This window comes from Stenotrophomonas sp. SMYL20 (genome assembly GCF_036320045.1).
GTDB classification, from domain to species: Bacteria; Pseudomonadota; Gammaproteobacteria; order Xanthomonadales; family Xanthomonadaceae; genus Stenotrophomonas; species Stenotrophomonas maltophilia_A.
In genome coordinates, this window is record NZ_JAWIRT010000015.1 from 73,551 (window position 1) to 99,668 (window position 26,118).

Genomic DNA, 26,118 nt, shown 5'->3' on the forward strand with positions numbered 1-26,118 from the left:
CCCCCCCCCGCACGGGGGGAGCGCCGCCGCGGGCCGGCCCCCCCCCACCCCCCGCCCCGCGCCCGGCTCTACCTTCACGCGGTGCGCAGCGCCGCCAGCGATTCGGCCTGCAGCCGCTCGTAGATCTCGAACTCGTCATTCACCGCCACGCCCAGCGCCTGCTCGAAGGCCTCGCGGTTGGCATGCGCGGCATAGGCACGCTGTTCTTCACCGCCCAGGTTCGACTGGAAGATGCCCGCGGCGCTGACCGGCAGGAAATCCTCGTAGACGATCGGGTCGGCCGTGGCCAGGCCTGCGGCCACCAGTACTTCAGCCGGCAGATCGGCCACGCGCTCCGGCGCGGCGCGGCCGGCATCGGTCAGCTGGTAGCGGTAATAGCCCAGGCCTTCCTGGCGCAGCGTGTCATGGTCATCCGGGAAGCTGGCGAACACCGCCTGCAGGCGCTGGCCGTAGTCGCCGCCGGTGCTGCCTTCGCCACCGGCATCGCGTGCCTGCGACAGCAGCTGGTCGTAGAGCGCGCGGCCCTTCGGGGTCAGCGCAAGGCCACGCTGTTCGATCTCGCCGAAGCGCGCGGTATGCGTACCGGCATCGCCACCTTCGTTGTCCGGGAACTGCACGGCTTCTTCCAGTGCCTTGAAGCTGGTCTGCCGCAGCAGGATCGGGCAGGCACGGCGCGGCGGGCCTTCGATCACCGCCTTGGCCGCCATGCCATGCTCGATCATCGCCGCCTGCGCCGCGTCGATATCCAGCGTGCGCGGGGTCAGGTGGTTGATGTGCGGGCCACGGAAACTGACCACGTCGGCCACCAGGCGATGCGCGTTGTGCAGCGCGTGGTAGGTCGGCAGATCGACGGTGGCATCGCCGTGCCAGCGGAAGGTTTCCAGTGCTTCATCGACGAAGCGCCCGGCATCGGCCTGCGACAGGCCACCGTCACGCTCGGCCTGCTCGATCAGCGCCAGTGCGCCCTCGGTGAAGATGCGGCGGCGAGCAAGGATCTTCGCCGATTCGGCACGCAGCGCTTCGTCTTCGATCAGCTCCAGGCGCAGAAGCGAGGTGAACACGCGGAACGGGTTCTGCGCCAGCGCGGCGCCGGTGAGCGGGCGGAACGCGGTTGAGTGCACCGGGACGCCGGCCACGGACAGATCGTAGTAGCCGACCGGGTACATGCCCATCACCGCGAACAGGCGGCGCAGCGTGGCCAGTTCCTGCACGGTACCAACGCGGATCGCGCCGTGGCGCTCTTCATCCAGGCGCGCACGCTCGTCGTTGCGCTGCAGCTGTGCGGCCAGCGCAGGGTCCTGGTCAAGCACCTGCGCGTTGATCCGCTCCACCAGTTCCACCAGCGTGCCGTACAGCGGCACTTCGGTGCGGTACATGCGGGACATGGCCTGCGCGAACAGGCGGCGGATCACATCAGGCGAAACGAAAGAGGCGCTCATCAGTCACTCGATTACGGGAACGGGGAACAGCTCGAACCCGTATTGTCGCCGGAGCGCGGGGCCGCGGCGATATGCAGAGCAACATGAAGGAAATCGGTAGTGCCGGCCGCTGGCCGGCAACCTCGGGATGCATGGAATGATGCAGTTGCCGGCCAGCGGGGGGGACAACCGCGGGTGGTGGCGCGGCAGGGTGGGCTGCAGGGTGATCGGCCGGTCCCAGTGCTGGTAGCTGGCCACGATGGCATGGCGCACGGCGCGGTAATGCAGGTTGTCCGGCTTGGTCGGCATGCGCTTCACCACCGCCTCCCAGCCGCCCTCCGGGTCCTGGCTGAAGGCGCGCACGCTGTCGCGGCAGGTCTGGCCGCTGGCCTTGGCCCAGAAGCAGGCGAAGTAGATATCCCCGGCCTGCCAGCCATGGGTGGTGAACAGCGCGCTGATGTAACCGCGCGGCACCTCGGCATAGCGCGACACTTCGTCGAGGAAGGCGTCGGGGTAGCGTTCGGCGTAGTGGTTGATGTCCTGCAGCTGGGCATCGACCCAGCGGTCACCGGTTTCCACCGTGTAGGCCGCCGAACGCTCGGCGGTCTGCTGGGCCAGCACGGTGGCCGGCACCAGCAGCAGGGACAACAATAGCGCGCGCAGTCGGACGTTCATGCCCCGATTCTGCCGCAGCCGCCGGGTCCTGTCAGGCCGCCGCAGCCGCCTTGGCCTCGATCGCGGCCAGTGCGGCCGGCCAATCGTGGGCGGTATCGGCGGTGACCATGCGCGGTTCATCGTCAGCCACGCCGTGCTGGGTCTCGTGGGCCCAGGTCACCGCGTACGGGGTATGCACGCCCCAGCCGCCCAGGGTCACCACCGGCTCGATGTCCGAGCGCAGCGAGTTGCCGACCATCACGAAGCGCTGCATCGGCAGGTCAAACTCGGCCAGCACGCGGGCGTAGGTCTCCGGGTCCTTCTCGGAGACGATCTCGATGCGCGGGAACAGCTCGGCCAGGTTGGCGACCTTGATCTTCGCTTCCTGGTGGAACAGGTCGCCCTTGGTGATCAGCACCACCGGGTAGTGCTCGGCGATGGCCGCCACCGCTTCGCGCACACCGTCGATCAGGTCGACCGGGTGGCGCAGGGTGTCGTGGCCGATATCCAGGATGCGCTGGATGTCCTTGGCCTCGATGCGCTGGCCGGTGATGTCGATGGCCGCTTCGATCATCGACAGCGTCATGCTCTTCACGCCGTAACCGAAGGTGCCCAGGTGGCGCTGCTGCACTTCCAGCAGGTGGCGCGCGGTCTGCGTGTCATGCACGTCGACGTAGCGCGACAGCAGGTCAAGATAATCCTGCTCGGCCTTGCGGTAGTAGTCCTCGCTCTTCCACAGCGTATCGTCACCGTCAAAACCGACCAGGCCGATGGCGCGCGACGGCGCAGGCGTGGGGGTGTTCATCGCACAAGGATACAGGGGTGCTGGTGACGATAAAAACCCGGGCGGCCGCAGCCGCCCGGGTCCCCATGCACCGGTCTTCCCGAATCAGGCGTGGATCAGCGGCCCTGCGCCGCGCCGGCACCTGCACCGGCCTGCTGGGCGGCCACGTAGGCCTTGTACTCATCGGCGCTCAGCTCGCCGTCCTTGTTGGTATCGGCCTGGTCGAACACCTGAGCGAGGCCAGCGTTCACCTGCGCCTCGGTCTTGCTGATGGTGCCGTTGCCATCGGTATCGATGCTGGCCCAGGTCTGGCCACCGCCATTGGCCTGTGCCGAAGCCGCTGCGGCCGCGTTGGTCGCCTGGTCAGCCGCCTGCCCTGCCTGTGCCGCCGACTGCTGCGCCTGCGCGGCCTCGTTCTGTGCCTGCGCGGCCTGCTGCTTGGCCGACTGGGCCATCGCCGGAATGGCCAGCACGCTGCCGGCGGCGACGATCAGGGCGATCAGGGGCTTGCGGTTGCGAATAGTCATCAGGGGTGTCTCCTACCAATTGGGTGGTGTTGCGCGGCGTGTTGTTTCCGCACGGCACCTACCCTGCCACCGCGTTTATGAATCGATTTTGCCTCGCGACCGGCGTCAACACGCACGATTAACCACTCGCCTACGCGCATGCTTTAGCGCGGTGGTTAGCATGAAGTGAGTGGCTCATAAGCTGCGCATTCAGCGCTGCCTGATTTAACCGGCAGCGAACGAAAAACCTGCGTCAGTCGACGTTCTGAGCCGATGACTGCGAACTGAACACCACCCAGCCGAGGGCAACACCGGCGAGCGCACCGGCGATTTCCAGCACTACGCGGCTGCCGAGTTCGTTCGGATCGTGGATGGTGGCGAGGAACAGGCGCGCATACAGGGGCGACTCCAGACGCACGATGCCCATGTAGAACAGCTTCCATGCATCGATGCCGGCGGAGATGATCACGGCGATGACGCAGGACCAGCCGATCGCGTGGCCGACCGTCCAGTGCAGGAGCCGGCACAGCTGCGACCACAGGAAGTACACCAGCAGCCCGACCAGCAGGGCGATGGCGCCCGCTTCGAGGGTACCGAGCAGGCCGAAGTGCAGGGGAAGGTTCATCGGGTGGGCAACGGTGGGATGGCGGCCAGTGTAAGGGTATCGGCAGGGTGGCGCCCTGCTGCGCGCCATCGCGCCAATCCGGTTTCTGGTAGATCCACGCCATGCGTGGACGAAATCTCCATCGAAATCGAGTACTCCGATGATTGAACGAAAGGCGTCCACGCATGGCGTGGATCTACCGTGTCGACCAAGGTCGACACCTACCAACAGCGGCGCCCCTCTGCCGATGTCCCTACCGCACGGGGACGTCGTATGCGGTGCCCGGGTCCGGTTCGGGCTGCAGGGTGTAGTGCCACCACTCCTGCGGATAGTTGACGAAACCACGGCGTGCCATCGCCTGCACCAGCTGCTTGCGATTGGCCTGTTGTGCATCGCTCAATCCGCTTGTCTGCGTGTGCGCACGAGGGCCGAAGAAATCGAAATCCGTCCCCATGTCCAGCGGCGTGCAGGTACCGCTGCGGCAATCGAGCAGACCGAGGTCGACGGTGGCACCGCGGCTATGGCCGGAGCGCTCGGCGATGTAGCCGTCGGTCAGCAGCCGTGGCTTGTCCAGATCCGGGTACTGCAAAGCCTTGCGCGAGCGCTCGCGCGGATCGTTCACCCAGGCCATGAAGGCCTGCACCGAACGCACCGGCCGGTAGCAGTCGTAGAGGCGCAGGCCAAAGCCATCCGCGCGCAGGTCCTGTTCCACCTGTGCCAGTGCCTTCGCCACCGGCGCCAGCAGGTAGCACGAGGGCGCCTCGTAACCCGGCACGCGCGCGCCGGTGAAGTTGTTCGCACCGGCGTAGCGGATGTCCATCTCAATGCCTGGCGACAACGTGCGGATCTCCACGAATCCGGCGCTGGCGGCATCGGTGGCCGGCGAAACGCGCGGCGGCTCAGCGGCGCTGGCGCTCGCTGCCAGCGCAGTCGCCAGTACGAGTGAAATGCAGGTCCTGGAAGTCATAGCTGAAGTCGATGTCCGGATCGATGGCACGCAGGTCCAGTGTGGGCGGTGCACCGTCACCGGGCTGCAGCCAGGCCTGTGCGTCTTCGCCCAGCGTATCCCAGCGCAGCAGCCAACGCCCCTGCAACTGCAGCACCATGGCCTGCAGCCGGGGCGACTTGTCCACGCTGAAGTGCAGGCCGTCCTTGCCCGGGCACAGTGAGGCCGGGCCCAGCCACGGATCGCGGTAACGGCCCTGCCAGTGCGGCAGATCCGTGCGGCTCGTCTCCTGCACCGCAACAGTGGACGGCCGCGAATGACCGGTCGCCGCCCGCGTTGCCTTGTCTGCCTTCAATTCGGCCAGATACTCCAACGCAGGCCGCGCACCGTCCGCTGCGGTGAAGCGCTTCAGCGCGGCCTGCATCAGGGCTGTGCGCGCATCCTCGCCTTCACCGTTGATCAACATCACTACCCCCACCTTCCGGTCGGGCAGCAGCGCCAGCGACGAGTACATCCCCGACAGCGTGCCGGTGTGTGCCACCTTCCACTGCCCATCCATGTCAGACACGCGCCAGCCATAGCCGTAGCCGTAGAAATGCGCGTTGTCCCAGCGCCGCTGGCGTTCACCCAGCGGCATCGGCATATGCAATGTCCACAGCGTGCGGCGCTGTTCATTGCCCAACCAGTCCGGCACCAGCGCGGGGTCGAGCAGCACCTGCATCCAGCGCGTCATGTCGCGCAGCGAACAGCGGATGCCTCCGGCCGCCATGGACGGCAGGTCCGGGCTGATGGCACCGTCAGCGTTCACCACCTCATTGCGATCACGACGCCAGGCATGTGGCTGCGCGACGTTGCCTACGCGCTTCACCGACCAGGCCCCCACCTGGCAGCGCGTCATGCCGAGTGGTTCAAACACCTGCTCGCGCATCAACTGGTCGTACGATTTGCCACCCGCCGCAGCGGCCACTTCGCCGGCCACCACGTACATCAGGTTGTCGTAGGCATAGTGGCTGCGGAAGCTGCTGACCGGCTTCAAGTGCGCCAGTCCGGCAATGATGTCGGCGCGGGTGAACGTGTTCGGTTCCGGCCACAGCATCAGGTCGCCGGCACCCAGGCCGAGACCGCTGTTGTGGATCAGCAGGTCGCGCACCTGCATCTGCTGGCCCACCCATGCGTCATGCATGCGGAAACCGGGCAGGTGCCGCCGCACCGGGTCATCCCAGCGCAGCTTGCCCTGCTGCACCAGCCGCGCCAGCAACGCGCCTGTCATCGCCTTGCTGTTGGAGGCGATCTTGAACAGCGTGTCCTCGTCGATGCGGCCGCCATCACCGCGCGCGCCCTCGGCATGGCGATAGACCACGTGCCCATTCTCGACCACCGCCATGGCCAGCCCGGGCAGGTGCTCATGCTGGACCACGGCGGCGACATCGGCATCGATGGATGCGGTATCGACCGCCGAAGCGGAGGGTGCGGCCAGTGCCGCTGCGAGGATCAGCAGATGATGCATGCACGCTTCCCTTCCAATGCCCGCGCCGCCCACACGGACGGCACGGGATGCAGCCTCAGAAATTCCAGGTCACCACCAACTGTGTATAGCGCGGAGCCTGCCAGCGCGTCCCGGTGGCGAACGTCGCCTCGCGGTACTGGCCGGGCTGCGCTTCATAGCGCTGGTGCACGTTGATGGTCTTCTGATTGTTGAACAGGTTGTAGACCGACAGCCGTGCGCTGAGGTCGATGCCTTCCACCGGCAAACGCCACGTCACATTGGCGCCCATGGTCCACGTCCATGGCAGGCGACCGAACGCGCCGCGCGGACTGTACTCGAACTGTCGCTGGTTGTATGGGCCGGAGCAGTTGGCCACGCACAGCCAACCGGTGCCACCGCCACTACCTTCACTGGAGGTACTGCCACCGGCGATGGAGTCGTTTGGCCACATCACGCCATACGCAGTGATCGGGCCACCGGACTGCACCTGCAACGTGGTGCCGAAGGACCATTGCTTGTTCAGTGCGTACGCAGCTCGCAGCTTGAACTGGTGGCGGAAGTCGTTGAACAGTACGCCGTAGCGCTCGTTGGTGGCGGGGTGGTCCCAGAACTGGACCATGCCGGTATCACCGTAGTTGGTATCGGAGTTCACTGGTCCTTCGAAGTTGCCTTCACTCTTCGACCACAGGTAGGACGCGTTGAACATCCACTTCTCGTCCCATGCACGGTCGATCTGGAACTCCAGCGCCTTGTAGGTGCGCTTGGGCTTGGAGTAACCGATCACCTCGCCACTGCCGCCCTTTCGATAGCCGCTGTTGGCGGTGTCGATGGTGATCCAGCCTTCATTGGCGCAGCCGATGCTCTTGTCGCCCCAGATCGTCAGGCTCTCACCCGGGTTGGCGATCGGCCACAGCGTGCTCGGGGTCGGGCCACAGGGGGTGTAGTTGATGCGGATGTCATCCAGCGCGCGGGTCATGCGCCGATAGGTAGCATTGACGCCCCACGACCAGGCCTGGTTGATCATGTTCTGGAAGCCGAGGATGTACTCATCCTGGTAGACCGCCTTCAGGTCGCGGTCCACGCTCTGGCGCAGATCGGCACCACCGGTGTTCATGCGGGTGTCGGTCGGCCCGATCTGCTGGCCGACGATCGGTGCCATGTACGGCGAGCCGGTCGGCGAGGTCTTCTGCTCCCAGCCGTTGAGCACGTAATAGCTGTATTCGTCGGTGAGACCACCGGCGAAGTTCACGTTGATGTTGTTGGTAACCGGCAGGTAGTGGCGGCCGGCGTTGCCGAAGAGCTTGGTGCTGCCATCACCGCGCATGTCCCACGAGAAGCCCACACGCGGCGCGACCAGGTCGTCCATCTTGATGAACGCCTTGCCGGCGGCGGTGCGGTTTTCGAAACGGTCCCAGCGCACGCCGAGGTTGAGCATCAGGTTCGGAGTGATGTTCCAGATGTCTTCCACGTAGAAGGCATTGGCTTCAGTCTCGAACGTGCCTCCCGACTTGCGGTTGCGCGCACGCAGCATTTCGGTAACGCCTGCTGGCACGTAGGCATTGGCACCGTCCCAGACTTCGTCGCCAGGTCGCGCTACGTAGGCCGTGTAGCTCAACTCGGTCGGACCGGGGTAGCGGGTGGACTGCTTTGTGGTCATCAGCTCACGGTCGACACCGAAGCGTAGCAGGTGATCACCCAGCTGCCATTCGAAGTCCAGTCGCGCCACGTCACGGGTATCGTCACGCTCGGCCACTGCCGTGCCGGTGGGGTGGCAGCCTGCGCGCAGGCCCTGCAGCTTGCCCAGGCGCGGGCCGTAGGTGCTGTCGGTGAACACCGGGCTGCACGCCTGATCCAGCGACGAATTGGTGAACGCACGCTGGTTGTTCTGGCCGACCATGGCGCGGGCGGTGAAGTTCTGGCCGAAGTGGCCGGTATAGGTGGCCGACCAGTTGCGACCACCCGTCTCGGTGACCGAATCACCGCCCCATGCACCGAGCTGGTCTGCGTTCCAGTTGTAGCCATACGAGGCGTTGGTGACGTCACCTTCGTCGGAGAACGCCAGCAGCGCCAGGCTGTGGTTGTCGTTGATGTTCCAGTCCAGCTTGGTGCCCCAGAAGCCGTTGCCGGAATCATTCTTGAACCAGGTACTGCCATCGGACGAGGTGTTGTGCCCTTTGTCACTGCGGTCTTCATACATCGCGAACAGGAACAGCTTGTCCTTGATGATCGGACCGGAGCCCCACACGTTGGTCTTCAGGAACGAGTTGTTGTCGCGGCTGCCATACGAATGCGGGGTTCCATCACGATGGAAGTGGTCGCCGCCGCTGGAGCGCCATGCACTGGGTTCAGCGGTGACTTCCACGCCGCCTTCGAACTCGTTGCTGCCCGAACGGGTCACCGCATTGATCACGCCACCGGTGGAGCGGCCGAACTCGACCGAGTATCCGCCGGTCTTGACCTGAAACTCCTTGAAGAAGGCGAACGGCGCGGTACTGAAGCCGCGACGGGTGTACATGTCGGTGACATTCAGGCCATTGATGAAGACGGCATTTTCAGCCACCGACGAGCCGGCGAAGGACAAGCCACCAAAGGACGAGTTGCCGCCGACCACGCCAGGCGCCATCAGTGCGACCGCAGACAGGTCCTGCGCCACAGGAAGGCGCGAGATTTCCTGTCGATTGATGTTGAAGGATGTTTCGGTGGAATAGACATCCACGCGATTGACCACGCGTGTGCCGACCACCTGCAGTGCATCGAGATTGGTGACGCCGCCGCCGCTTGCCAGATTGACCGTGGTGGTGCCGCCGATCGCGACGCTGACAGCAACCTGATCACCCAGCTTCTGGCCATCACGGCTGAGCTGCAACTGGTAGTCGCCCACCGGTAGCTGGCCAAGGCGATAGCTGCCATCGGCACCGACCGTGACAGAGCGGGTCAGGCCCGTGCTGTTGCTGACCACGGTCACCTGATCACCGGCGGTGGCACGGCCCGCCACCGCGCCGCTCACGTTCTGCGCCATTGCGGTGCCGGGCAGCATCACGCCCAGACACGCCCCGAGGGCGACGCACAACGCCGCCCGCTTGATGCTGTAAGCCTTCATCCCCTGCTCTCTCCTGCAAGAATTGAATGGTGTGGAATGCGATGTGTCGCGCTAGCGTTGCCCGGCTGGCAGTACCCGCCACTGGAAGTCGTAGTTCCATTGGTCGAAGTACAGGTTGCCGCCTGACCACTCGGCCTCGCCGCGCTGCGAGTCGACCGTTTCCGAGCGGAAGTGCTGCTTGGCCGGCACCAGGGCCTGGCCGAAATCGTCGTTGAAGGCGATGCGGTAGCCGTCGAGGCCACCCAGGTAGAAATCGCGCAGGGCAGGCACGTCGCTGGCCAGCGCGCCGGTGGTCACATCCATCGGCAGCCAGCCATACGGCGCCAGGTAGACCTGCCCCCAGTCATGCAGGTTGTTGTAGCCGCTGCCATCGTCGGAGAACACCATGCCCGACTGCCAGCGCGCGGGAATGCCGTTCATGCGCAGCAGCGCGATCAGCAACAGCGTCTGCTGGCCGCAGTCGGCATGTCCGGCACGCAGCGCGTAATCGCTGATGTTGCTGATCGTGGAGTATTCGCGCGCACCGGCCCATGGAATGCGATCCACGGCAGCAAACAGCTTGCGCACCACTTCATACGGGCGGGTTTCCCCCTGCAGCACCTGGTCGGAGAACAGCTTCAGTGCCGCCGTGAATCGCACGTGCGGCGGCTGCTCGGCCAGGTAGGGTTTCAGCGCCGGATCGGCCGGTGTCGGCTGCACCTTGGCCGGATCGATCGCGGTATGCCGGGCCAGGATCGTGACCGCGTAGCGGACCTCGAAGCGCGTCGGCTGCCCCGCCACCGCCTTGGCTTCCAGATAGGCCGTGCGCTGCAGGGTGCTGGCTGGCGCCACGCGCGCCTTGCCCGGGGTGCTGCCCAGCCACTGCACCTGCTCCTGCTGGCCGGGTATCTCGCGCGGGTAGGGAATCCAGGCGCGTACGGTCTCGCCGGCCGGCACCGCATCAGCTTTCACCGTGAGCGACTGGGTGAATTCAATGCGCTGCGGCAGTACCGACGCTCGGCCACTTTGTTCCGCTGCGGCAAGCACGCGCGCGTGGTGCGCGTTGAGCACCTCGTTCGGGCCCGGCGCCGGTATCGGTGCATCCGCGCGGCGGCGCGCACGTGCCTCGTCGCTGAGCAGGAACAGGTTCGACGGTGCGCGCTTGAAGTACCAGCGCGTGCCATCGATGTCGAGGTGTTCGATCAGTCCAAGCTGGTCCCAGCGTGCGAATTCCTCGTCGGTCAGGTCGGGAATCCAGCGGCGCACGGCAGACTTGGTGGCGGCTTCGTCGAGGGAAAAATCCAGGCGGATGCGGCGCATGCGCTCTTCCTGGAACGCGATGTCGTCGAAACTGACGCCAGGCTCCGCCGCGTCCGCAGCCGACCAGGTGTTCAGTTCGCTGCCGGCTTCAAAGAACCGTCCCGCGTCGATCATCTGCACGACGCGCGCGAACTGGATGGCCGAGGGTGGCGGCTCCGCTCCCGCCGACCACGCGCACAGCAGCAGCGCGGCACTCAGGCCGGCAGCAGCAGGCAGACGCAGTTTGCGAACGGCAGGATCCACAGCGACACTTCCCAAGCGCGGGTGGTAACGGCTGTGTAACACGGGCCGGGATGTCGGTCAATAATTTATTCTTGATTTTGATGCCAAAAGGAATAAATATTCCAACAGGCATTCGAGGAGGGTGTGCAGCGCATGATCCTGGCTTCCCGCGAACGGCATCGGCATTGGCCACGCCGCTTGACCCTGGCCCTGTGCCTGCTGGCCGCACCGGCCTTTGCACAGGCGGCCCCGCCGCCCGACCCGGGCGCGCCGCTGCCCTATGTGATCGGCCTGCACGAGGCCTACCTCACCCCGCAGTACTGGACCGCGCGCCTGGACAACGCCGATGTGCCGATCCTGGACCGCAGCCAGATCGAGGCACAGAACGCGCGGATGCGGGCACAGGACGGCCACATCCAGGACATCGCCGCATTGCCAGCCCAGCTGGATGCGGCGGCGGTGCGCGCAAGCATCACCGCGCTGTCGAGCTGGCCCACCCGCACTCTGTACAACGACAAGGGCCAGGCCATTGCGCCGGCACTGCGCAGCGCGACTGAAGCCAATCTGGGCCTGCAGTCCATTCCCGCGCAGACGACACCGCAATACGGGCTGGTGGTGAAGCGCGCCGCACTGCGTACCTTCCCCACCCGCGAGCGCGTCTTCAGCAGCATCGGCGACACCGACATCGATCGCTTCCAGGAATCGGCGCTGTTCCCCGGCGACAAGGTTGCCGTGGTCCATCGTAGCGCCGACGGCCGCTGGCTGTTCGTGCACAGCGAGCGCTACAGCGCATGGATCGAGGCCGATGCCATCGCCAGCGGCGACAAAGCCACCGTGCTCGGCTACGGCGCGAAGGGACCGTACCGGATCGTCACCGGCGCCACCGCACAAACCGCCTACACCCCGGAAGAACCGCGCGTCTCGCGCCTGCAGCTGGACATGGGCGTGCGCCTGCCGGTGCTGGCCGACTGGCCGGCGTCAGAGCCGGTGAACGGCCAGCAGGCGCACGCCGCGTGGGTGGTTCAGCTGCCGGTACGCGAGGCCGATGGCCGGTTGAAACTGGTACCGGCGCTGCTGCCGCGCTCGCAGGACACCGCCGCCGCCTACCTGCCGCTGACCCCACGCCTGCTGCTGCAGCAGGCCTTCAAGTTCCTCGGCGAGCGCTACGGCTGGGGCCACGACTACGACACCCGCGACTGCAGCGGTTTCGTTTCCGAGATCTACCGCAGCTTCGGCGTGCTCCTACCGCGCAATACCAGTGCTCAGGCGATCAGTCCGGCGCTGGACCGCGTACCGTTCACCGGCAAGGACGGCAAGGACGTGCGCGACCGCGCCGTCACCGATCTGCAGGTGGGCGATCTGGTCTACATTCCCGGCCACGTGATGATGGCCATCGGCCACGTCGACGGCCGCACCTGGGTGATCCACGATACGGCGGGCGGCAGCTGGTTTGGTGCTGACGGCACGCGCGTGCAGGCCCACCTCAATGGTGTTTCGGTCACCCCGCTGGAGCCGATGATGGCCAGCGACAGCGTCCGCTACATCGACCGCATCACCAACATCCAACGCCTGCGTGCCAAGACCCCCTGAATGAAGATCACTGCCATCGAACTGGGCATGCTGCGCGTGCCGCTGAAAACACCGTTCAAGACTGCCCTGCGCACGGTGGAAACCGTGGAAGACGTGGTGGTGCTGATCCGCACCGACACGGGCAACACCGGCTACGGTGAAGCCCCGGCCACGGCGGTGATCACCGGCGATACGCACGGCTCGATCATCGAAGCGATCCGTCACTTCATCGCGCCGCGCCTGATCGGCCAGGACGTGGCCAACCTCAATCGCCTGTGCGGTCTGGTGCAGACCGCGATGGAGCGCAACACCAGCGCCAAGGCGGCGGTGGAGATCGCGCTGTACGACTTGTGGGCACAGCTGCATGGCGCGCCGCTGTACCAGATGCTGGGCGGCGGCGACCCGGTGATCACCACCGACATCACCATCAGCGTGGACTACATCGACAAGATGGTGGCCGATTCGCTATCGGCGATCGAGCGCGGCTTCGAGTCGCTGAAGATCAAGGTCGGCAAGGACATCGGTCTGGACATCGAACGGGTCAAGGCGATCCACGCCGCCGTGGAAGGCCGCGCCCTGCTTCGCCTGGACGCCAACCAGGGCTGGACTGCCAAGCAGGCGGTGCATGCGATGCGCACGCTGGAAGAGGCCGGTGTGGTGCTGGAACTGCTGGAGCAGCCGGTAAAGGCGGCCGACATCAGTGGCCTGAAGTACGTGACCGACCGCGTCAACACGCCGGTGATGGCCGACGAAAGCGTGTTCAGCCCGAGCCAGGTGATGGACCTGATCCAGCAGCGCGCGGCCGACATCATCAACATCAAGCTGATGAAGACCGGCGGCCTGTTCAACGCGATCCGCATTGCCGACATCGCCGGCATCTACGGCGTGCCCTGCATGATCGGCTGCATGATCGAATCGAGCATCAGCGTGGCCGCGGCGGTGCACCTGGCGGTGGCCAAGAGCGATGTGATCACCAAGGTCGACCTCGACGGCCCCTCGCTGGGCCAGTTCGACCCGGTCAGTGGCGGCGTGCACTTCAACGAATCGGAGATCAGCATCAGCGACGTGCCGGGGCTGGGCATCACCGAAGTGCGCGGGCTGGAGATGCTGGGTTGAACCGCGCAGTCGAGCATGGCTCGACTCTACAAGGGCCGCGCCCCGGTAGATCCACGCCATGCGTGGATGCTCCTGCTTCTGCTCTACCCCGTACCCCCCTCGCGTCTGGCACCCGCCCGGCCCACTCCATGACACGCTCTACGCGACCAACCGCAATGCGCCTACACATGCCCGGACTCCCCGCATGCCGCCCCTGCTGAAGATCCGCTCCGAGCGCGGGCAGATGTCGGCCATCGAGCGTCGCATCGCCGACTTCATCCTCGACAACGCCCACCTGCTGCGCGACTACTCGTCCCAGCAGCTGGCCAGCGCTCTGGGCATCAGCCAGTCCAGCGTGGTGAAGTTCAGCCAGAAGCTCGGCTTCAAGGGCTACCCGGACCTGAAGTACTCGATCGGCCAGGATGTGGCTCGCGCCGGTGCCGACCCGCAGCAGGCGCCCAGCGAACCCGACAGCGGCGATGACTACCTGCGCCTGGGCGAGGCCCTGCGTCGCAGCAAGGCACAAGCCGAAGAGGAAACCCGCCAGGCCAATCCACGCGAGGAAATCGAGCGCATCGTGCAGCTGATCGACGGCGCGCCGAAGCTGTTCGTGTACGGCCTGGGTGATGACGGCCTGTACGCGCGTGAGTTCGCCATGCGGCTGTCCCTGCTCGGGCTGCTGGTGGTGCCGCATACCGACCCGATCCTGATGCTGGCCAACCTGTCGGCGGCACGCCCGGGTGACGTGCTGTTGATGTTCTCCGAGTTCGGCAACCTGCCCCAGCTTTCGCAGTTGTCGCGCCAGTTCCAGGACATGGGTGGCAAGGTGATTTCCATCACCCGCCACACCGCCAACCCGCTGCGCGCGCATGCTGATGCAACACTGGTGGTGTGTGCGCACGACCGCACGCCGCAGGTCGCGCAGCTGCTGTACCGTAGCGCCATGCACGCGCTGCTCGATTTCCTGTTCGTGCTGCTCTGCCACGCCAATCCGGACCGCCAGCAGCAACTGGCGGTGAACCTGGAGCGGATCGACCACCTGCTGGATTCCTGACCGGAGCGCACGTTGATGAAATCGCTGGCCCGTCTCGCCACCACTGCGCTGCTGCTTGCCGCTGCGGTGTCCGTCCACGCCGCGCCGCTCGATGGTGCACGCCAGCTGATCGTGGTTACCAGCGACAACTGGGACAGCACCCAGGGGCAGCTGCAGGCCTATGTACGCGACGGCAAGGGCTGGCACGCGCACGGGCAGGCCTTCCCGGTCGCGCTCGGCCGTACCGGCAGCGCGTGGGGCCTGGGCCTGCATCCGGCACAGGGCGAAGGCCCGCAGAAGCAGGAAGGCGATGGCCGCAGCCCGGCCGGCGTGTTCGCGCTCGGCAGCGCCTTCGGCTATGCCATCACCCGCCCCGGCACCGCGATGGCCTACCAGCCCATGCTTGAAAGCAGCTACTGCATGGATGTGCCCGGTTCACCGTTCTACAACCGCATCGTCGATGCGAGGAAGGTCGGCAGCGCCGCGGTCAAGGGCTCCACCGAGCCGATGCGGCTGGACCTTCACAACCAGGGCGACGTGCGCTACCAGGAAGGCTTCGTCATCGCCCACAACCCGGACAACCAGCCCGGCAAGGGCAGCTGCATCTTCGCCCATCTGTGGCGCGCGCCCGGTGAGGCCACGGCTGGCTGCACCGCCATGCCGCAGCCACGCATGCAGGCGCTGCTGGACTGGTTGCGCCCGCAGGATACGCCGCGCTTCGTGCTGCTGCCGCGCGCCGAGTACACGCGCCTGCAGGCCCAGTGGCAGCTGCCCGCACTGAGCGGAGACGCCCGTTGAGCGCGCAGGACGAACCGCAGCTGCAGCGCGCGGTCAGCCGCTGGCAGATCGTCGGCCTGTCGATCAACGATGTGATCGGCAGCGGCATCTACCTGCTGCCGGCCGCCACCGTCGCCCTGCTCGGCCCCTTCAGCCTGTGGGGCGTGGTCGCCGCCGGCATCGTCGTTGCCCTGCTGGTGCTCTGCTACGCGCAGGCCGCCAGTTACTTCGATGAACCCGGTGGCAGCTACCTGTATGCCCGTGAGGCGTTCGGGCGATTCGCCGGGTTCGAGATCGGCTGGATGATCTGGTTGACCCGCATCAGCTCGGCGGCCGCATTGAGCAATGCACTGGCCGATGCGGTCGCGCGCTTCTGGCCGTGGGCCGGCGCCGGCATGGGCCGCATCGCAGTGATCGTGGTGTCGCTGGGCTTCCTCACCGGCGTCAACATCATCGGCGTGCGCTCGGCTGCGCGTACCGGCGTGGTGCTGGTGATCGGCAAGATGCTGCCGCTGCTGCTGTTCGTGGCCATCGGTGCGTTCTACATCGATCCGCAGCTGGCCTTCTCCGGCCAGCGCCCTGACCCGCATGACCTGCAGCGCATGGGCGAAGCCGCCTTGCTGCTGCTGTACGCCTACGCCGGCTTCGAGAACATCCCGGCAGCTGCGGGCGAGTACCGCAATCCGCGCCGCGATATTCCGTTCGCGCTGATCACCATGATCATCACCGTCACCGTCATCTATGGAGCGGTGCAGGTGGTGGCGCAGGGCACGCTGGCCGGGCTGTCCAGTTCGGCCACGCCGCTGGCCGACGCCGCCGCAGGCTTCGGTGGTGAGGCACTGGCGCTGATCCTGACCGTGGGCGCGACCATTTCCATCCTCGGCACCAACAGCAACACGATGATGATGGGCCCGCGCTTCCTGTTCGCGCTGGCGCGCGATGGCTACGGGCCGAAGATCCTGGCGCAGGTGCATCCGCGCTTCCATACGCCGGCCGCATCGATCCTGTGCCAGGGCCTGATCGCACTCGGCCTGGCGCTGTCCGGTTCGTTCGTGCAGCTGGCGCTGCTGTCGATGACCACGCGCCTGTTCGCCTACATCGGTACTGCCGCTGCAGTACTGGTGCTGGCCAAGCGCTATGCCGATCGCCCTGGTGCGTTGAAGCTGCCGGGCGGCCCACTGATTCCGGTATTGGCGCTGCTGCTATGTGTTGCCCTGTTCGCCAGTGCGAGCTGGCAGAACATTGCCGCTGCACTGGTCGCGTTTGCCATCGGCGCGGTGATCTACAAGCTGCCGCGCAAGGATGCCGACGCCGGGTGAGCGGAGCGCCGGGCCATGCCCGGCGGATTGATCTGGCGATCACGCTGCCGGACCGGGCCGTTAACCGCCTCGCAGGCACGATCAGGTTTCGTCCACAACGGAGCCCTTCCATGACCGAGTACCAGATTCCCGGCCGCGTACCGGACGACAGCACACCGCGCGATGCGGTCAGTAACTACTGGCGCGAACGCTACACGGCCGAGCCGTACTACGACGACCAGCTGTTCTTCGAGGACTACGAGCCGGCCTACCGCATCGGCCACGCCGCACGTGCGCGGGACATGATCCGCGCCTACGAGGAAGTGGAAGGCGAACTGGAATCACGCTGGGCCTGTGAACGCGGCCGCAGCCGCCTGGACTGGGCGCAGGCACGCAGTGCCGTTCGCCGTGGCTGGGAGGAAGCGCAGCAGGTGGAACCGCGCCTGGCACGCGGCCCCTGACGGACCCGATATGCGGCAACGCCGGGCATGGCCCGGCGCTACCGTTGCTGCATCATTCCTGTTCCGGCAGCGGCGGCACGATCGTGCTGCGCTTGCTCTCGCCGCCACCGGCGGCGATCAGGTCGCGGGTGTTCTTCTGCACCGCCACCGCACCGAACAGCGACAGCGCGAAGGCCATGCCGTAGAAGCCCTTCTCGCTCAGCACCAGGGTGGCGTTCCACAGGCCAACCAGCAGCAACAACAGCGCAGACAGCAATGCGAACCAGCACAGCGCGTAGTACAGGCCACTCACCGGAATGCCCTCGACACGGTCGCGCACGCTCTTCTGCAGCGACACCGCTGCGAACAGGCCAAACAGGAGCAGGGTGAGGTAGTAGCCCTTCTCGTTCAGCGGCATCTCCGCATTGAACAGGCCTATCAGGTAGGCCACCGCGCCGAGCAGCAGGGCCACCCAGGAGGCGGCAATGAAGGCCGGCGAGGGTCGATGGATGATCGGTGCGTTCATTGCGGTTCCTTGCAGTCAGGCGGGCATGCTTTGCCCGGGCGAACCCACCCTAGACGATCCCGCCGCCGCCGCACAGGGGGAAACAGGACCTTCGGGCCAGGACCGTCACCGCCCCGGTGGTATACAAGGGAGAGCCTGGCCATCCGCATCCCCTTCCGCTGGAGATACCCATGACCCGCACGCCCCTGCTGCTCGTCCTCGGCCTGTTGCCGATCCTCGCCACCACGGCCTGCAGTGCCGCCGGCCCCGATGCCAGTGGGCAGAAAGCTGCCGCTGCCAGCACAGACGCTGCCGACCAGCGACCGTTCACCGCATCCGAAATCAGTCGTTTCGACCAGCCGTGGGCAATGACCTTCCTGCCCGATGGCAGCCTGCTGGTCACCGAAAAGCGCGGCAAGCTGCAGCATCTGGACCTGGCCGGCGGCCAGAAACACGAGATCACCGGCGTTCCGAAGGTCGCCTACGGTGGCCAGGGTGGTTTCGGTGACGTGATCCTGCATCCGCAGTTCGCAAGCAACCACGTGATCTATCTCAGCTATGCCGAGGAAGGCACGCTGGATACCCGCGGTGCTGCCGTGGCCCGTGCCACGTTGGCGCTGGACGCCAACGGTGGCGGTGAGCTGAAGGACCTGAAGGTGATCTGGCGGCAGAGCCCCAAGGTCAGTGGTGAGGGCCACTACGGCCACCGCCTCGTCTTCGGCCCGGACGGCAAGCTGTGGATCAGCTCCAGCGAGCGGCAGAAGTTCGATCCGGCCCAGGACATGGGCGGCAATCTCGGCAAGATCATCCGCCTCAACGACGACGGCAGCCTGCCCGCCGACAACCCGTTCGCCTCGCAGGGCGGTGTTGCTGCGCAGGTGTGGTCGCTGGGCCACCGCAACATCCTCGGCATGGCCTTCGACGCCAACGGCAAGCTGTGGGCGCACGAGATGGGCCCAGCCGGCGGCGACGAACTGAACCTGATCGTGCGCGGCGCCAACTACGGCTACCCGATCGTCTCCAACGGCAGCCACTACGACGGCCGCCCGATTCCCGACCACGATACCCGGCCGGAATTCGCCGCCCCGAAGGTGACCTGGACGCCGGTGATCTCGCCGGCCGGCTTCGTGATCTACAGCGGCACCCTGTTCCCGCAGTGGAAGGGCAGCGGCTTCATCGGTGGCCTGTCCTCCACCTCGCTGGTGCGCGTGGCCTTCGATGGTGACAGCGCGCGCGAAGCCGAACGCTTCAACATGGGCGAGCGCATCCGCGAAGTGGAACAGGGCCCGGATGGCGCGCTGTGGCTGCTGGAAGACGGCAGCAAGGCGCGCCTGCTGAAGCTCACCCCGAAAACCTGACAGGATGGTAGTGCCGGCCGCTGGCCGGCACGTTTTCCCGCAACGGCCCCGCACGCGGGGCCGTCTGCGTTCATTGAATGGTGATGACCTTCACCTCGGTCTTCGTGCAGGCCTGGTCCAGGCACTGCCCGTTCAGCCACACCTGGCCATCGCCGATCATCACGCCCTGCTGGTTGACGAACACCTTGCCGAAGTCCTGTTCGGACACCGCCTTGACCACCGCCGGCGTGATGATCTTCTCGTAGCTGCGCTGGAACTCACCGGGGCCGGTGATCTTCTTTCCGTTAGCGATATTCAGCGGGAAGCGCACCTCTTCCACCACCGCAGCGCGATCACCACCGACCACCGCGGTCTTGAACGCGTTGAACACCTTCTCGTACTGCGCGGCGTCGCCGAGCAGCGTCTCAATGCGTGCACGCGCGTCTTCCGCGGGCACATCCGCCGGTGCGGCGCCGGCCGGCTCGGCAGCAGCCTTCGCCGATTCAGCCGCGGGCGTGGCCGCAGCACTGGCCTCCATCGGCGGCGGTGCGTCCACCGCAGGCTCGGCCGGCGGTGCCGGCTGCGAACAGGCCGCCAGCAACAGGGCGGGAATCAACACAGCGATCGTGCGCATGCGCGGGCATCCATCGGTTCAAGAACACCGATGGTAGCGCCGTGCCAGTGAGAACAACAAAAAAGGGGACGGAGGGGATTAAGTCGTTAGTGGCACAAACGACTTAATCCCCTCCGTCCCCTTTTTCTCGATCAGGCCTTCAGCAGCTCGAACTGCACGGCTTCGCCTGCTGCCGACGAGGCGCAGACCCACAGGTCGAACTGGCCAGGCTCGGCACGCAGCACGCCGTCGCGGCCGGTGAACGCCAGCTGCTCGCGGGTCAGGGTGAACACCACTTCGGTCGACTCGCCCGGCTGCAGTGCCACCTTGCGGAAGTCCTTCAGTTCGCGCACCGGACGTACGCGGCTGGCCACGCGGTCGTGGATGTACAGCTGCACCACTTCCTCGCCGGCCACGTCGCCGCTGTTGGTGAGCGTGGTGGTGATGGTCAGGGTGTCGTCCCAGCCGAGCTGGCCCGCACTCAACTGCGGCACGCCATAGGCGAAGGTGGTGTAGCCGATACCATGCCCGAACGGGTACAGCGGCTCGTTCGGAATCTCGCGCCAGCGGGCCTTGAACTCCGACATGGTCGGCAGTTCCGGGCGGCCGGTGCGCGGGTGATTGTAGAAGTACGGCTGCTGGCCGGACACCTGCGGGAAGCTGACCGGCAGGCGGCCGGACGGGCTGTAGTCACCGAACAGCACATCGGCCACGGCATGGCCGGTCTGGGTGCCCAGGTACCAGGTCACCGCCACGGCCTGTGCATTGCGCACCGCGCCCTGCAGCGCCAGCGCGCGGCCATTGCGCAGCAGCACCACCAGCGGCTTGCCGGTCATCGCCACTGCCTCGGCCAGCGCCTGCTGTGCCGGCGGCAGGGTGATCTCCACGCGCGACTGCGCTTCACCGCTGTAACGCTGCGGTTCGCCCAGCGCCAGCACCACCACATCGGCGCGCAGCGCGGCGGCCACGGCCGCTTCGGTACCGCCCGGAATCGCGGCTTCCAGATCGCAACCCGGCACGATTTCCAGTAGCGCTTCATCGCCGATGGCGGCGCGCACGCCGGTTTCCAGATCCACGTAGCGCTGCTTGTCGCCGAACAGCGTCCAGCAGCCTTCGATGTTTTCGCGGTCCTGCACGAACGGGCCGATCAGCGCGATCTTCTGCCCGGTCTTCTGCAACGGCAGCACGTTGTCGCGGTTGTTCAGCAGCACGATCGAACGACGCGCCGCATCGCGCGACAGCGCGTCATGTGCGGCAATGTGCGAGGTATCGGCTTCGCGCGCCGGATCCAGCGAACGGTACGGGTCGTCGAACAGGCCGATGGTTTCCTTCAGCCACAGGATGCGGCGCACGCCTTCATCCAGCACCGCCATCGGCACCTCGCCGCTCTCGACCAGGCCCGGCAGGTGCTCGGCGTAGAAGCCGCTCTGCATGCTCAGGTCGAGGCCGGCGGTGAACGCCTTGGCGGTGGCATCGCGGTCGTCGGCGGCATAACCGTGCGCGACCAGTTCCATGTCGGCGGTGTAATCGGAGATCACCACGCCCGGGAACTTCCACTCACCGCGCAGGATGTCGGTCAGCAGTTCGGCGTTGGCGCTGGCCGGCACGCCGTTGATGTCGTTGAACGAGGACATCACGGTGATCGCGCCGGCGTCGAACGCAGCCTTGAACGGCGGCAGGTGCACGTCGCGCAGGGTCTGCGGCGAGATGTCCACCATGTTGTATTCCATGCCGGCCATCACCGCACCGTAGGCGGCGAAGTGCTTCGGCGTGGCCAGCAGCGAATCGGCAGCGCGCAGGTCGCTGCCCTGGAAGCCGCGCACGCGGGCGGCGGCGAACGCACACCCCAGCACCACGTCCTCACCGGCACCTTCGGCGCCACGGCCCCAGCGCTGGTCGCGGGCGATGTCCACGGCCGGAGCATAGGTCCAGTGCAGGCCAGCAGCGGTGGCTTCGATGGCGGTGGCGCGTGCGGTGCGCTCGGCCAGCTCCGGTTCGAAGCTGGCGGCCTCGCCCAGCGGAATCGGGAACACGGTACGCATGCCGTGGATGACGTCGGCGGCCAGGATCACCGGAATGCCCAGGCGGCTCTCTTCGGTGGCGACCTGCTGGATGCGGCGGCCCAGCTCGGCGCCCACGCCGTTGAACAGGGAACCGACCTTGCCCTCGCGCACCTGCTGCAGCACCTGGTCGGCATTGCGCACGTTGGCTTCCGGGTTCACGTCCGGGGCGAACGGGCGGACCATGTCCGCGAAGACACCCAGCTGGCCGACCTTTTCCTCGACGGTCATCTGGGCAATGAGGGATTCGATGCGATCGGAGGCCACCGGCAGTCCTTGATGAAAACGTTTACAAGCCCGGCATTCTAGCGATCCCGGGCGATTTGGCGAGAGGTTTCTTCATTCAGTTTCAGCCACCAGCGGGGTCCGTATGGCCCCGCCAGGGGCACCGCAGCTTACTCCGAGCCGGCCAACTGGCGCTGCCCGGCCATCAACATGGCGTCGCTGGAGGCCTGGAACACGCGCAGGCCGAAGGCCGGCAGGATCGCCAGCAGGTGGTCGAAGATGTCCGACTGCACCGCCTCGTACTCGCCCCAGGCGGTGCTGCGGGTGAAGCAGTACAGCTCCAGCGGCAGGCCTTCGGTGGTCGGCTGCAGCTGCCGCACCAGCAGGGTCATATCGGTATGGATGCCCGGGTGGCTGCGCAGGTAGCGCTCCACATAGGCCCGGAAGGTGCCCAGGTTGGTCACCCGGCGGCTGTTGACCTCGGCCACGCCCTGCTCGCGCAGGCGCCCGTTCCACTGGCCCAGCTCCTGCTCCTTGGCCTGCAGGTAGTCGCGCAGCAGCGCGAATTCGCCGAGGAAGGCCAGATCACCCTCGTCCAGGAAACCGACGCTGTGCTGGTCCAGGTACAGCGCGCGCTTGATGCGGCGGCCACCGGCCTCCTGCATGCCACGCCAGTTCTTGAACGACTCGGTCACCAGCTTCTTGGTCGGGATGGTGGTGATGGTCTTGTCGAAGTTCTGCACGGTGATGGTGTGCAGCGCGATGTCGATCACATCGCCGTCGGCGTTCTGGCTGGGCATCTCGATCCAGTCGCCGATGCGCACACGGCCATCGCCACTGATCTGCACACTGGCCACCAACGACAGGATGGTGTCCTGGAAAATCAGCATCAGCACCGCCGTGGCCGCCCCCAGGCCGGTCACCAACGGCCCCAGTTTCACCCCCAGCAGCGTGGCGATGATGGACAGGCCGGCGGCCACGAACACCACGATCTTGACCACCTGCAGGTAGCCCTTGATCGGCTTGTTGCGCGCATCGGGCTTGCGCTCGTACAGGCTGTTGGCCGCGTCCAGCGCATGCGAGAACGCCATCGACACCGTCAGCACGGCCCACACGATGCACAGCTTGATGATGACCTTGACCAGGCCTTCGGGCAGATCGGGGATGAGGGTGACGCCCGAGGCGATCACCTGGCTGGGCACCACGTTGGACAGACGCGAAATGACCCGCATCACGTGGCTGCCGCGCCCGGACTCGGCGCCCGGCAGGCGCTGCAGCAGGCGCCGCAGGCCACGCACCAGGATGCGCTTGGTCACCCAGTTGGCCAAGCCCGCAGCGATCAGCAGGGCTGAGATCATCAACGCCAGGTAGGCGCCGGGATAGGGTTCCAGTGTGTTCTGCAGCTTTTCCAGCCACTGTACCGCCACCACCGCGTCCACCATCAGTTGTCTCCTTGCGTTGTCGTTGTTGTTGGGGGTGCCGGCCAGCGGCCGGCACTACCGGATCAGTCCCGCGAGCGCTCGATGATCACGCCCACCGCGCGCGCGCCACGCACCGCGCCCGGCTTGCTCAGTTTCAGGCGCAGCCACTTCACGTCGAATTCGTCCAGCACGATCTGTGCGCAGCGCTCGGCCAGGGTTTCCACCAGGCCGAATTCCGACTCGCGCACGAACTGCTCCAGGCGCTTGCTCACCGCCTTGTAGTTCAGGGTATGGGCGATGTCGTCGGAGGCCGCGGGACGACGGTTGTCAAAGCCCATTTCCAGGTCGAACACCAGGTCCTGGCGGATCCGTCGTTCCCAATCGTAGATACCGATCAGGGCGTCGATCGTCAGCCCCTCGATGAAAACCTTGTCCATTGCGCTTACCAGCCCGAATACAGGGGGCCATGGTAACGGCACGGCGGTGAGCCTGCCCGGAACGGGCGGTGGGTGGCCGGCAGGGGCGCGGTTCCAGAAAAAACAAAGGGCCCCGCTAGCAGGGCCCTTTGGTACTACCGTTTGTCCCCGGGGGGAGCTGTTGAACAGCCGCGAGTCCCGGTGGCGCAGGCACGCAGATTAGGTAAAGACGAGATCACCGGTCAAGGCCAATTCCGACAGGGCAGGTCAGGTAGTCGTCCGAGGTCAAACGCAGAGAATCAGCCGCGCAGACAACGACGTTCCCTGATGGTGGCCGCCGCCCACTCTCGCGAACATCGATCCCTCCTTCACCACCGCACATGACGATGGCTCCATACGATGTACTGCGGCGCGCGTTGTCAGCGGAGCGTCTGTCTACTTACGAGAGAATCGCATCGACCTGCAGCCCCGACGTCACGGCCGAATCTCTGTACCTCTGGAACATGCGGATGTGCGGTGCACTGATGATGCCGGTCCATCTGTGCGAAGTGGTCACCCGTAACGCCGCTGCTACCGTGCTCGCCCGGCAGCATGGCCCGCGTTGGCCCTGGAATGATGCCTTCCGACGCAGGCTGCCAACCTCGTCCTGTACTTCCGCACGTGCAGCACTGGAACAGGTTGCTGGCCGCACGACCGATACACCCGAAATCGTCGCCAAGCTGCCGATGGTGTTCTGGCAGCAGCTTTTCACCTGTCGCTTCGACGATACGCTGTGGATACCCGCACTCAATGGAGTTCTGCGGCATGCACCCTCAGCTCATCCCAGCGTCATCAGAAAAGCCATCCACGCTGACATCGGACGCATTCGCCACCTGCGCAACCGCATCGCCCACCACGAACCCATCCTGGAACGCGACATCGGTGCCGACCTGGCGGCGATCGGACGGCTGATCCACGCCCGCTGCCCGCATACGCTGGGCTGGCTGCAGCGCCATGAGCGGGCGACAACGGTGTTGGCGGCGTCGCCGTTGGCAGGGCGTCCGTAATGTGTAGCCGGGCGTAGCCCGGCGCTACGGAGGCCTGCCTGTAGAGTCGAGCTTGCTCGACTGCTCTGTGTTCGTCATTGCGCCCAGTCGAGCAAGCTCGACTCTACAAACGCCGATCGAGCGGTTCGCGCGGCCGGGGGCTCACACCGCCGGCAGGGTCGCCATGTCCCAGCGGGGGGTGACGTCCACCTTCGGCGGGCTGTGCTGGCCGGCCTGCAGCCGCAGCGCGCCGGCGAAGGCGATCATCGCGCCGTTGTCGGTGCACAGTGCCGGCCGCGGGAAACAGGCCCGTCCGCCGAGGCGCTCGGCCATCTGCTGCAGGCGTGCGCGCAGGCGCTTGTTGGCGCCGACACCGCCGGCCACCACGATCACATTGGTCCCGGCCGCTTCCAGCGCGCGCTCGCACTTGATCGACAGGGTCTCGACCACGGCGTCTTCGAAGCCCCGAGCGATGTCGGCGCGGGTCTGTTCGCTCTGGTCGCTGTCGCGCCAGGCCATCAGGACCTGGGTCTTCAGGCCGGAGAAGCTGAAATCCAGCCCCGGGCGGTCGGTCATCGGCCGCGCGAAGCGGTAGACACCCGGCGTGCCCTGCTCGGCCAGCCTGGCCAGCTGCGGGCCGCCCGGATAGGGCAGGCCCATCATCTTGGCGGTCTTGTCGAAGGCCTCGCCGGCCGCATCGTCCAAGGTCTCGCCCAGCAGGCGGTACTGGCCGATCGCGTCCACCGCCACCAGCTGGGTATGGCCACCGGACACCAGCAGTGCCACGAACGGCGCTTCCGGCGGGTCGTCCTCCATCAGCGGGGCCAGCAGGTGGCCTTCCATATGGTGTACGCCCACCGCCGGCACCTCCAGCGCCCAGGCCAGCGACCGCGCCACGCCCGCGCCGACCAGCAGTGCGCCGACCAGGCCGGGACCGGCCGTATAGGCCACGCCGTCGATATCACCTACACCCAGGCCGGCGTCGGCCAGGGTCTGGCGCACCAGCGGCAGCAGCTTGCGGACGTGGTCGCGGCTGGCCAGTTCGGGCACCACACCACCGTATTCGGCGTGCAGGGCGATCTGGCTGTAGACCGCATGGGCGCGCAGGGCCGCGCTGCCGGCCAGGTCGGTGTCATACACCGCCACGCCGGTCTCATCACAGGAAGATTCGATGCCAAGGACTCGCATGCCTGCTATTATGACGCCCCTGCCGCCCCCTCGGGGGACGTGCAGGTCTCACTGCTTTCGAACCTCTGGCCCGTATTCAGGGTTGGCCGCTTGCAGT

At 66.3% G+C, this 26,118-nt stretch carries 22 protein-coding genes and 1 pseudogene; 8 read left to right on the top strand and 15 right to left on the bottom strand.

Features of this window, described 5'->3' with window-relative positions:
• Window positions 1-74: 74 nt before the first annotated feature.
• From V3B48_RS13025 to V3B48_RS13065, 9 genes and pseudogenes are all read right to left on the bottom strand, one after another.
• The gene (locus V3B48_RS13025; RefSeq protein WP_329893846.1) at window positions 75-1,439 is read right to left on the bottom strand and encodes a VOC family protein; all 1,365 of its coding nucleotides are present in this window, start codon (window positions 1,437-1,439) and stop codon (window positions 75-77) included.
• A 198-nt stretch (window positions 1,440-1,637) separates the two neighbouring features.
• Window positions 1,638-2,093 (bottom strand): annotated as a pseudogene (locus V3B48_RS13030) (hypothetical protein); the annotation flags it as partial.
• Between the two features lie 31 nt (window positions 2,094-2,124).
• A complete protein-coding gene (locus tag V3B48_RS13035; protein ID WP_329893848.1) occupies window positions 2,125-2,877 on the bottom strand; it encodes an HAD family hydrolase in 753 nt (250 codons plus the stop codon).
• A 95-nt stretch (window positions 2,878-2,972) separates the two neighbouring features.
• Entirely contained in the window at window positions 2,973-3,383 is a 411-nt protein-coding gene (locus V3B48_RS13040; RefSeq protein WP_004139214.1) for an EF-hand domain-containing protein, read from the bottom strand.
• A 232-nt stretch (window positions 3,384-3,615) separates the two neighbouring features.
• The gene (locus V3B48_RS13045; protein ID WP_329893849.1) at window positions 3,616-3,987 is read right to left on the bottom strand and encodes a hypothetical protein; all 372 of its coding nucleotides are present in this window, start codon (window positions 3,985-3,987) and stop codon (window positions 3,616-3,618) included.
• Between the two features lie 232 nt (window positions 3,988-4,219).
• Window positions 4,220-4,933, bottom strand: coding sequence for a M15 family metallopeptidase (locus tag V3B48_RS13050; protein ID WP_329893850.1), 714 nt, complete (start codon window positions 4,931-4,933; stop codon window positions 4,220-4,222).
• A complete protein-coding gene (locus V3B48_RS13055) occupies window positions 4,866-6,419 on the bottom strand; it encodes a serine hydrolase (protein ID WP_329893852.1) in 1,554 nt (517 codons plus the stop codon). Before V3B48_RS13055 ends, V3B48_RS13050 begins: the two co-directional genes overlap by 68 nt.
• Before the next feature lie 55 nt (window positions 6,420-6,474).
• On the bottom strand, window positions 6,475-9,498 hold the full coding sequence (locus V3B48_RS13060; protein WP_329893853.1) for a TonB-dependent receptor: 3,024 nt from the start codon (window positions 9,496-9,498) through the stop codon (window positions 6,475-6,477).
• 51 nt (window positions 9,499-9,549) lie between these two features.
• A complete protein-coding gene (locus V3B48_RS13065) occupies window positions 9,550-11,040 on the bottom strand; it encodes a transglutaminase domain-containing protein (protein ID WP_329893854.1) in 1,491 nt (496 codons plus the stop codon).
• Window positions 11,041-11,172: 132 nt separating this feature from the next.
• Here V3B48_RS13065 and V3B48_RS13070 point away from each other — a divergent pair, with 132 nt between their 5' ends.
• From V3B48_RS13070 to V3B48_RS13095, 6 genes are all read left to right on the top strand, one after another.
• Window positions 11,173-12,609 carry an SH3 domain-containing protein gene (locus V3B48_RS13070; RefSeq protein ID WP_329893855.1) on the top strand — a complete coding sequence of 479 codons (1,437 nt, stop codon included), beginning with the start codon at window positions 11,173-11,175 and terminating at the stop codon, window positions 12,607-12,609.
• Complete coding sequence (locus V3B48_RS13075; protein ID WP_293796344.1) at window positions 12,610-13,704, top strand: dipeptide epimerase; 1,095 nt, start codon at window positions 12,610-12,612, stop codon at window positions 13,702-13,704. It abuts the gene before it with no gap.
• Between the two features lie 184 nt (window positions 13,705-13,888).
• Window positions 13,889-14,737, top strand: a complete 849-nt coding sequence (locus V3B48_RS13080) for a MurR/RpiR family transcriptional regulator (protein ID WP_032130382.1) — start codon at window positions 13,889-13,891, stop codon at window positions 14,735-14,737.
• Window positions 14,738-14,752: 15 nt separating this feature from the next.
• Complete coding sequence (locus V3B48_RS13085; RefSeq protein ID WP_032130381.1) at window positions 14,753-15,514, top strand: L,D-transpeptidase family protein; 762 nt, start codon at window positions 14,753-14,755, stop codon at window positions 15,512-15,514.
• Window positions 15,511-16,812 (top strand): amino acid permease, encoded by a 1,302-nt coding sequence (locus V3B48_RS13090; RefSeq protein WP_043400011.1) that lies wholly within the window; start codon window positions 15,511-15,513, stop codon window positions 16,810-16,812. The genes V3B48_RS13085 and V3B48_RS13090 overlap by 4 nt, the downstream gene beginning before the upstream one ends.
• Window positions 16,813-16,922: 110 nt before the next feature.
• Window positions 16,923-17,252 (top strand): hypothetical protein, encoded by a 330-nt coding sequence (locus tag V3B48_RS13095; protein ID WP_285302900.1) that lies wholly within the window; start codon window positions 16,923-16,925, stop codon window positions 17,250-17,252.
• 52 nt (window positions 17,253-17,304) lie between these two features.
• Here V3B48_RS13095 and yiaA read toward each other — a convergent pair whose 3' ends face one another.
• Window positions 17,305-17,757 (bottom strand): inner membrane protein YiaA, encoded by a 453-nt coding sequence (gene yiaA, locus V3B48_RS13100; protein WP_285302899.1) that lies wholly within the window; start codon window positions 17,755-17,757, stop codon window positions 17,305-17,307.
• 170 nt (window positions 17,758-17,927) lie between these two features.
• Here yiaA and V3B48_RS13105 point away from each other — a divergent pair, with 170 nt between their 5' ends.
• The gene (locus tag V3B48_RS13105) at window positions 17,928-19,094 is read left to right on the top strand and encodes a PQQ-dependent sugar dehydrogenase (protein WP_329893856.1); all 1,167 of its coding nucleotides are present in this window, start codon (window positions 17,928-17,930) and stop codon (window positions 19,092-19,094) included.
• Between the two features lie 70 nt (window positions 19,095-19,164).
• Here V3B48_RS13105 and V3B48_RS13110 read toward each other — a convergent pair whose 3' ends face one another.
• The 4 genes from V3B48_RS13110 to folB form a co-directional block, all read right to left on the bottom strand.
• Window positions 19,165-19,707: a hypothetical protein gene (locus tag V3B48_RS13110; protein WP_329893857.1), complete on the bottom strand. Its 543-nt coding sequence runs from the start codon at window positions 19,705-19,707 to the stop codon at window positions 19,165-19,167.
• A 131-nt stretch (window positions 19,708-19,838) separates the two neighbouring features.
• Window positions 19,839-22,013 carry a glycoside hydrolase family 3 N-terminal domain-containing protein gene (locus tag V3B48_RS13115; protein WP_329893858.1) on the bottom strand — a complete coding sequence of 725 codons (2,175 nt, stop codon included), beginning with the start codon at window positions 22,011-22,013 and terminating at the stop codon, window positions 19,839-19,841.
• A gap of 128 nt (window positions 22,014-22,141) precedes the next feature.
• Window positions 22,142-23,413 carry a mechanosensitive ion channel domain-containing protein gene (locus V3B48_RS13120; protein WP_329893859.1) on the bottom strand — a complete coding sequence of 424 codons (1,272 nt, stop codon included), beginning with the start codon at window positions 23,411-23,413 and terminating at the stop codon, window positions 22,142-22,144.
• Window positions 23,414-23,475: 62 nt separating this feature from the next.
• Entirely contained in the window at window positions 23,476-23,829 is a 354-nt protein-coding gene (gene folB, locus V3B48_RS13125; RefSeq protein WP_025878255.1) for a dihydroneopterin aldolase, read from the bottom strand.
• Between the two features lie 359 nt (window positions 23,830-24,188).
• On the opposite strand from folB, the gene V3B48_RS13130 reads away from it, so the two are divergent.
• Window positions 24,189-24,854, top strand: coding sequence for a hypothetical protein (locus V3B48_RS13130; RefSeq protein ID WP_121504722.1), 666 nt, complete (start codon window positions 24,189-24,191; stop codon window positions 24,852-24,854).
• A gap of 141 nt (window positions 24,855-24,995) precedes the next feature.
• Here V3B48_RS13130 and tsaD read toward each other — a convergent pair whose 3' ends face one another.
• Entirely contained in the window at window positions 24,996-26,021 is a 1,026-nt protein-coding gene (tsaD, locus tag V3B48_RS13135; RefSeq protein ID WP_032129730.1) for a tRNA (adenosine(37)-N6)-threonylcarbamoyltransferase complex transferase subunit TsaD, read from the bottom strand.
• Window positions 26,022-26,118: the final 97 nt, after the last annotated feature.

Excerpts from the sequence above, each read along its gene's own strand:
- V3B48_RS13025 (WP_329893846.1), bottom strand. The coding sequence starts at position 1,439 with ATGAGCGCCTCTTTCGTTTCGCCTGATGTGATCCGCCGCCTGTTCGCG.
- V3B48_RS13035 (WP_329893848.1), bottom strand. The coding sequence starts at position 2,877 with ATGAACACCCCCACGCCTGCGCCGTCGCGCGCCATCGGCCTGGTCGGT.
- V3B48_RS13040 (WP_004139214.1), bottom strand. The coding sequence starts at position 3,383 with ATGACTATTCGCAACCGCAAGCCCCTGATCGCCCTGATCGTCGCCGCC.
- V3B48_RS13045 (WP_329893849.1), bottom strand. The coding sequence starts at position 3,987 with ATGAACCTTCCCCTGCACTTCGGCCTGCTCGGTACCCTCGAAGCGGGC.
- V3B48_RS13050 (WP_329893850.1), bottom strand. The coding sequence starts at position 4,933 with ATGACTTCCAGGACCTGCATTTCACTCGTACTGGCGACTGCGCTGGCA.
- V3B48_RS13055 (WP_329893852.1), bottom strand. The coding sequence starts at position 6,419 with ATGCATCATCTGCTGATCCTCGCAGCGGCACTGGCCGCACCCTCCGCT.
- V3B48_RS13060 (WP_329893853.1), bottom strand. The coding sequence starts at position 9,498 with ATGAAGGCTTACAGCATCAAGCGGGCGGCGTTGTGCGTCGCCCTCGGG.
- V3B48_RS13070 (WP_329893855.1), top strand. The coding sequence starts at position 11,173 with ATGATCCTGGCTTCCCGCGAACGGCATCGGCATTGGCCACGCCGCTTG.
- V3B48_RS13075 (WP_293796344.1), top strand. The coding sequence starts at position 12,610 with ATGAAGATCACTGCCATCGAACTGGGCATGCTGCGCGTGCCGCTGAAA.
- V3B48_RS13080 (WP_032130382.1), top strand. The coding sequence starts at position 13,889 with ATGCCGCCCCTGCTGAAGATCCGCTCCGAGCGCGGGCAGATGTCGGCC.
- V3B48_RS13085 (WP_032130381.1), top strand. The coding sequence starts at position 14,753 with ATGAAATCGCTGGCCCGTCTCGCCACCACTGCGCTGCTGCTTGCCGCT.
- V3B48_RS13095 (WP_285302900.1), top strand. The coding sequence starts at position 16,923 with ATGACCGAGTACCAGATTCCCGGCCGCGTACCGGACGACAGCACACCG.
- yiaA (WP_285302899.1), bottom strand. The coding sequence starts at position 17,757 with ATGAACGCACCGATCATCCATCGACCCTCGCCGGCCTTCATTGCCGCC.
- V3B48_RS13105 (WP_329893856.1), top strand. The coding sequence starts at position 17,928 with ATGACCCGCACGCCCCTGCTGCTCGTCCTCGGCCTGTTGCCGATCCTC.
- V3B48_RS13110 (WP_329893857.1), bottom strand. The coding sequence starts at position 19,707 with ATGCGCACGATCGCTGTGTTGATTCCCGCCCTGTTGCTGGCGGCCTGT.
- V3B48_RS13120 (WP_329893859.1), bottom strand. The coding sequence starts at position 23,413 with ATGGTGGACGCGGTGGTGGCGGTACAGTGGCTGGAAAAGCTGCAGAAC.
- folB (WP_025878255.1), bottom strand. The coding sequence starts at position 23,829 with ATGGACAAGGTTTTCATCGAGGGGCTGACGATCGACGCCCTGATCGGT.
- V3B48_RS13130 (WP_121504722.1), top strand. The coding sequence starts at position 24,189 with ATGACGATGGCTCCATACGATGTACTGCGGCGCGCGTTGTCAGCGGAG.
- tsaD (WP_032129730.1), bottom strand. The coding sequence starts at position 26,021 with ATGCGAGTCCTTGGCATCGAATCTTCCTGTGATGAGACCGGCGTGGCG.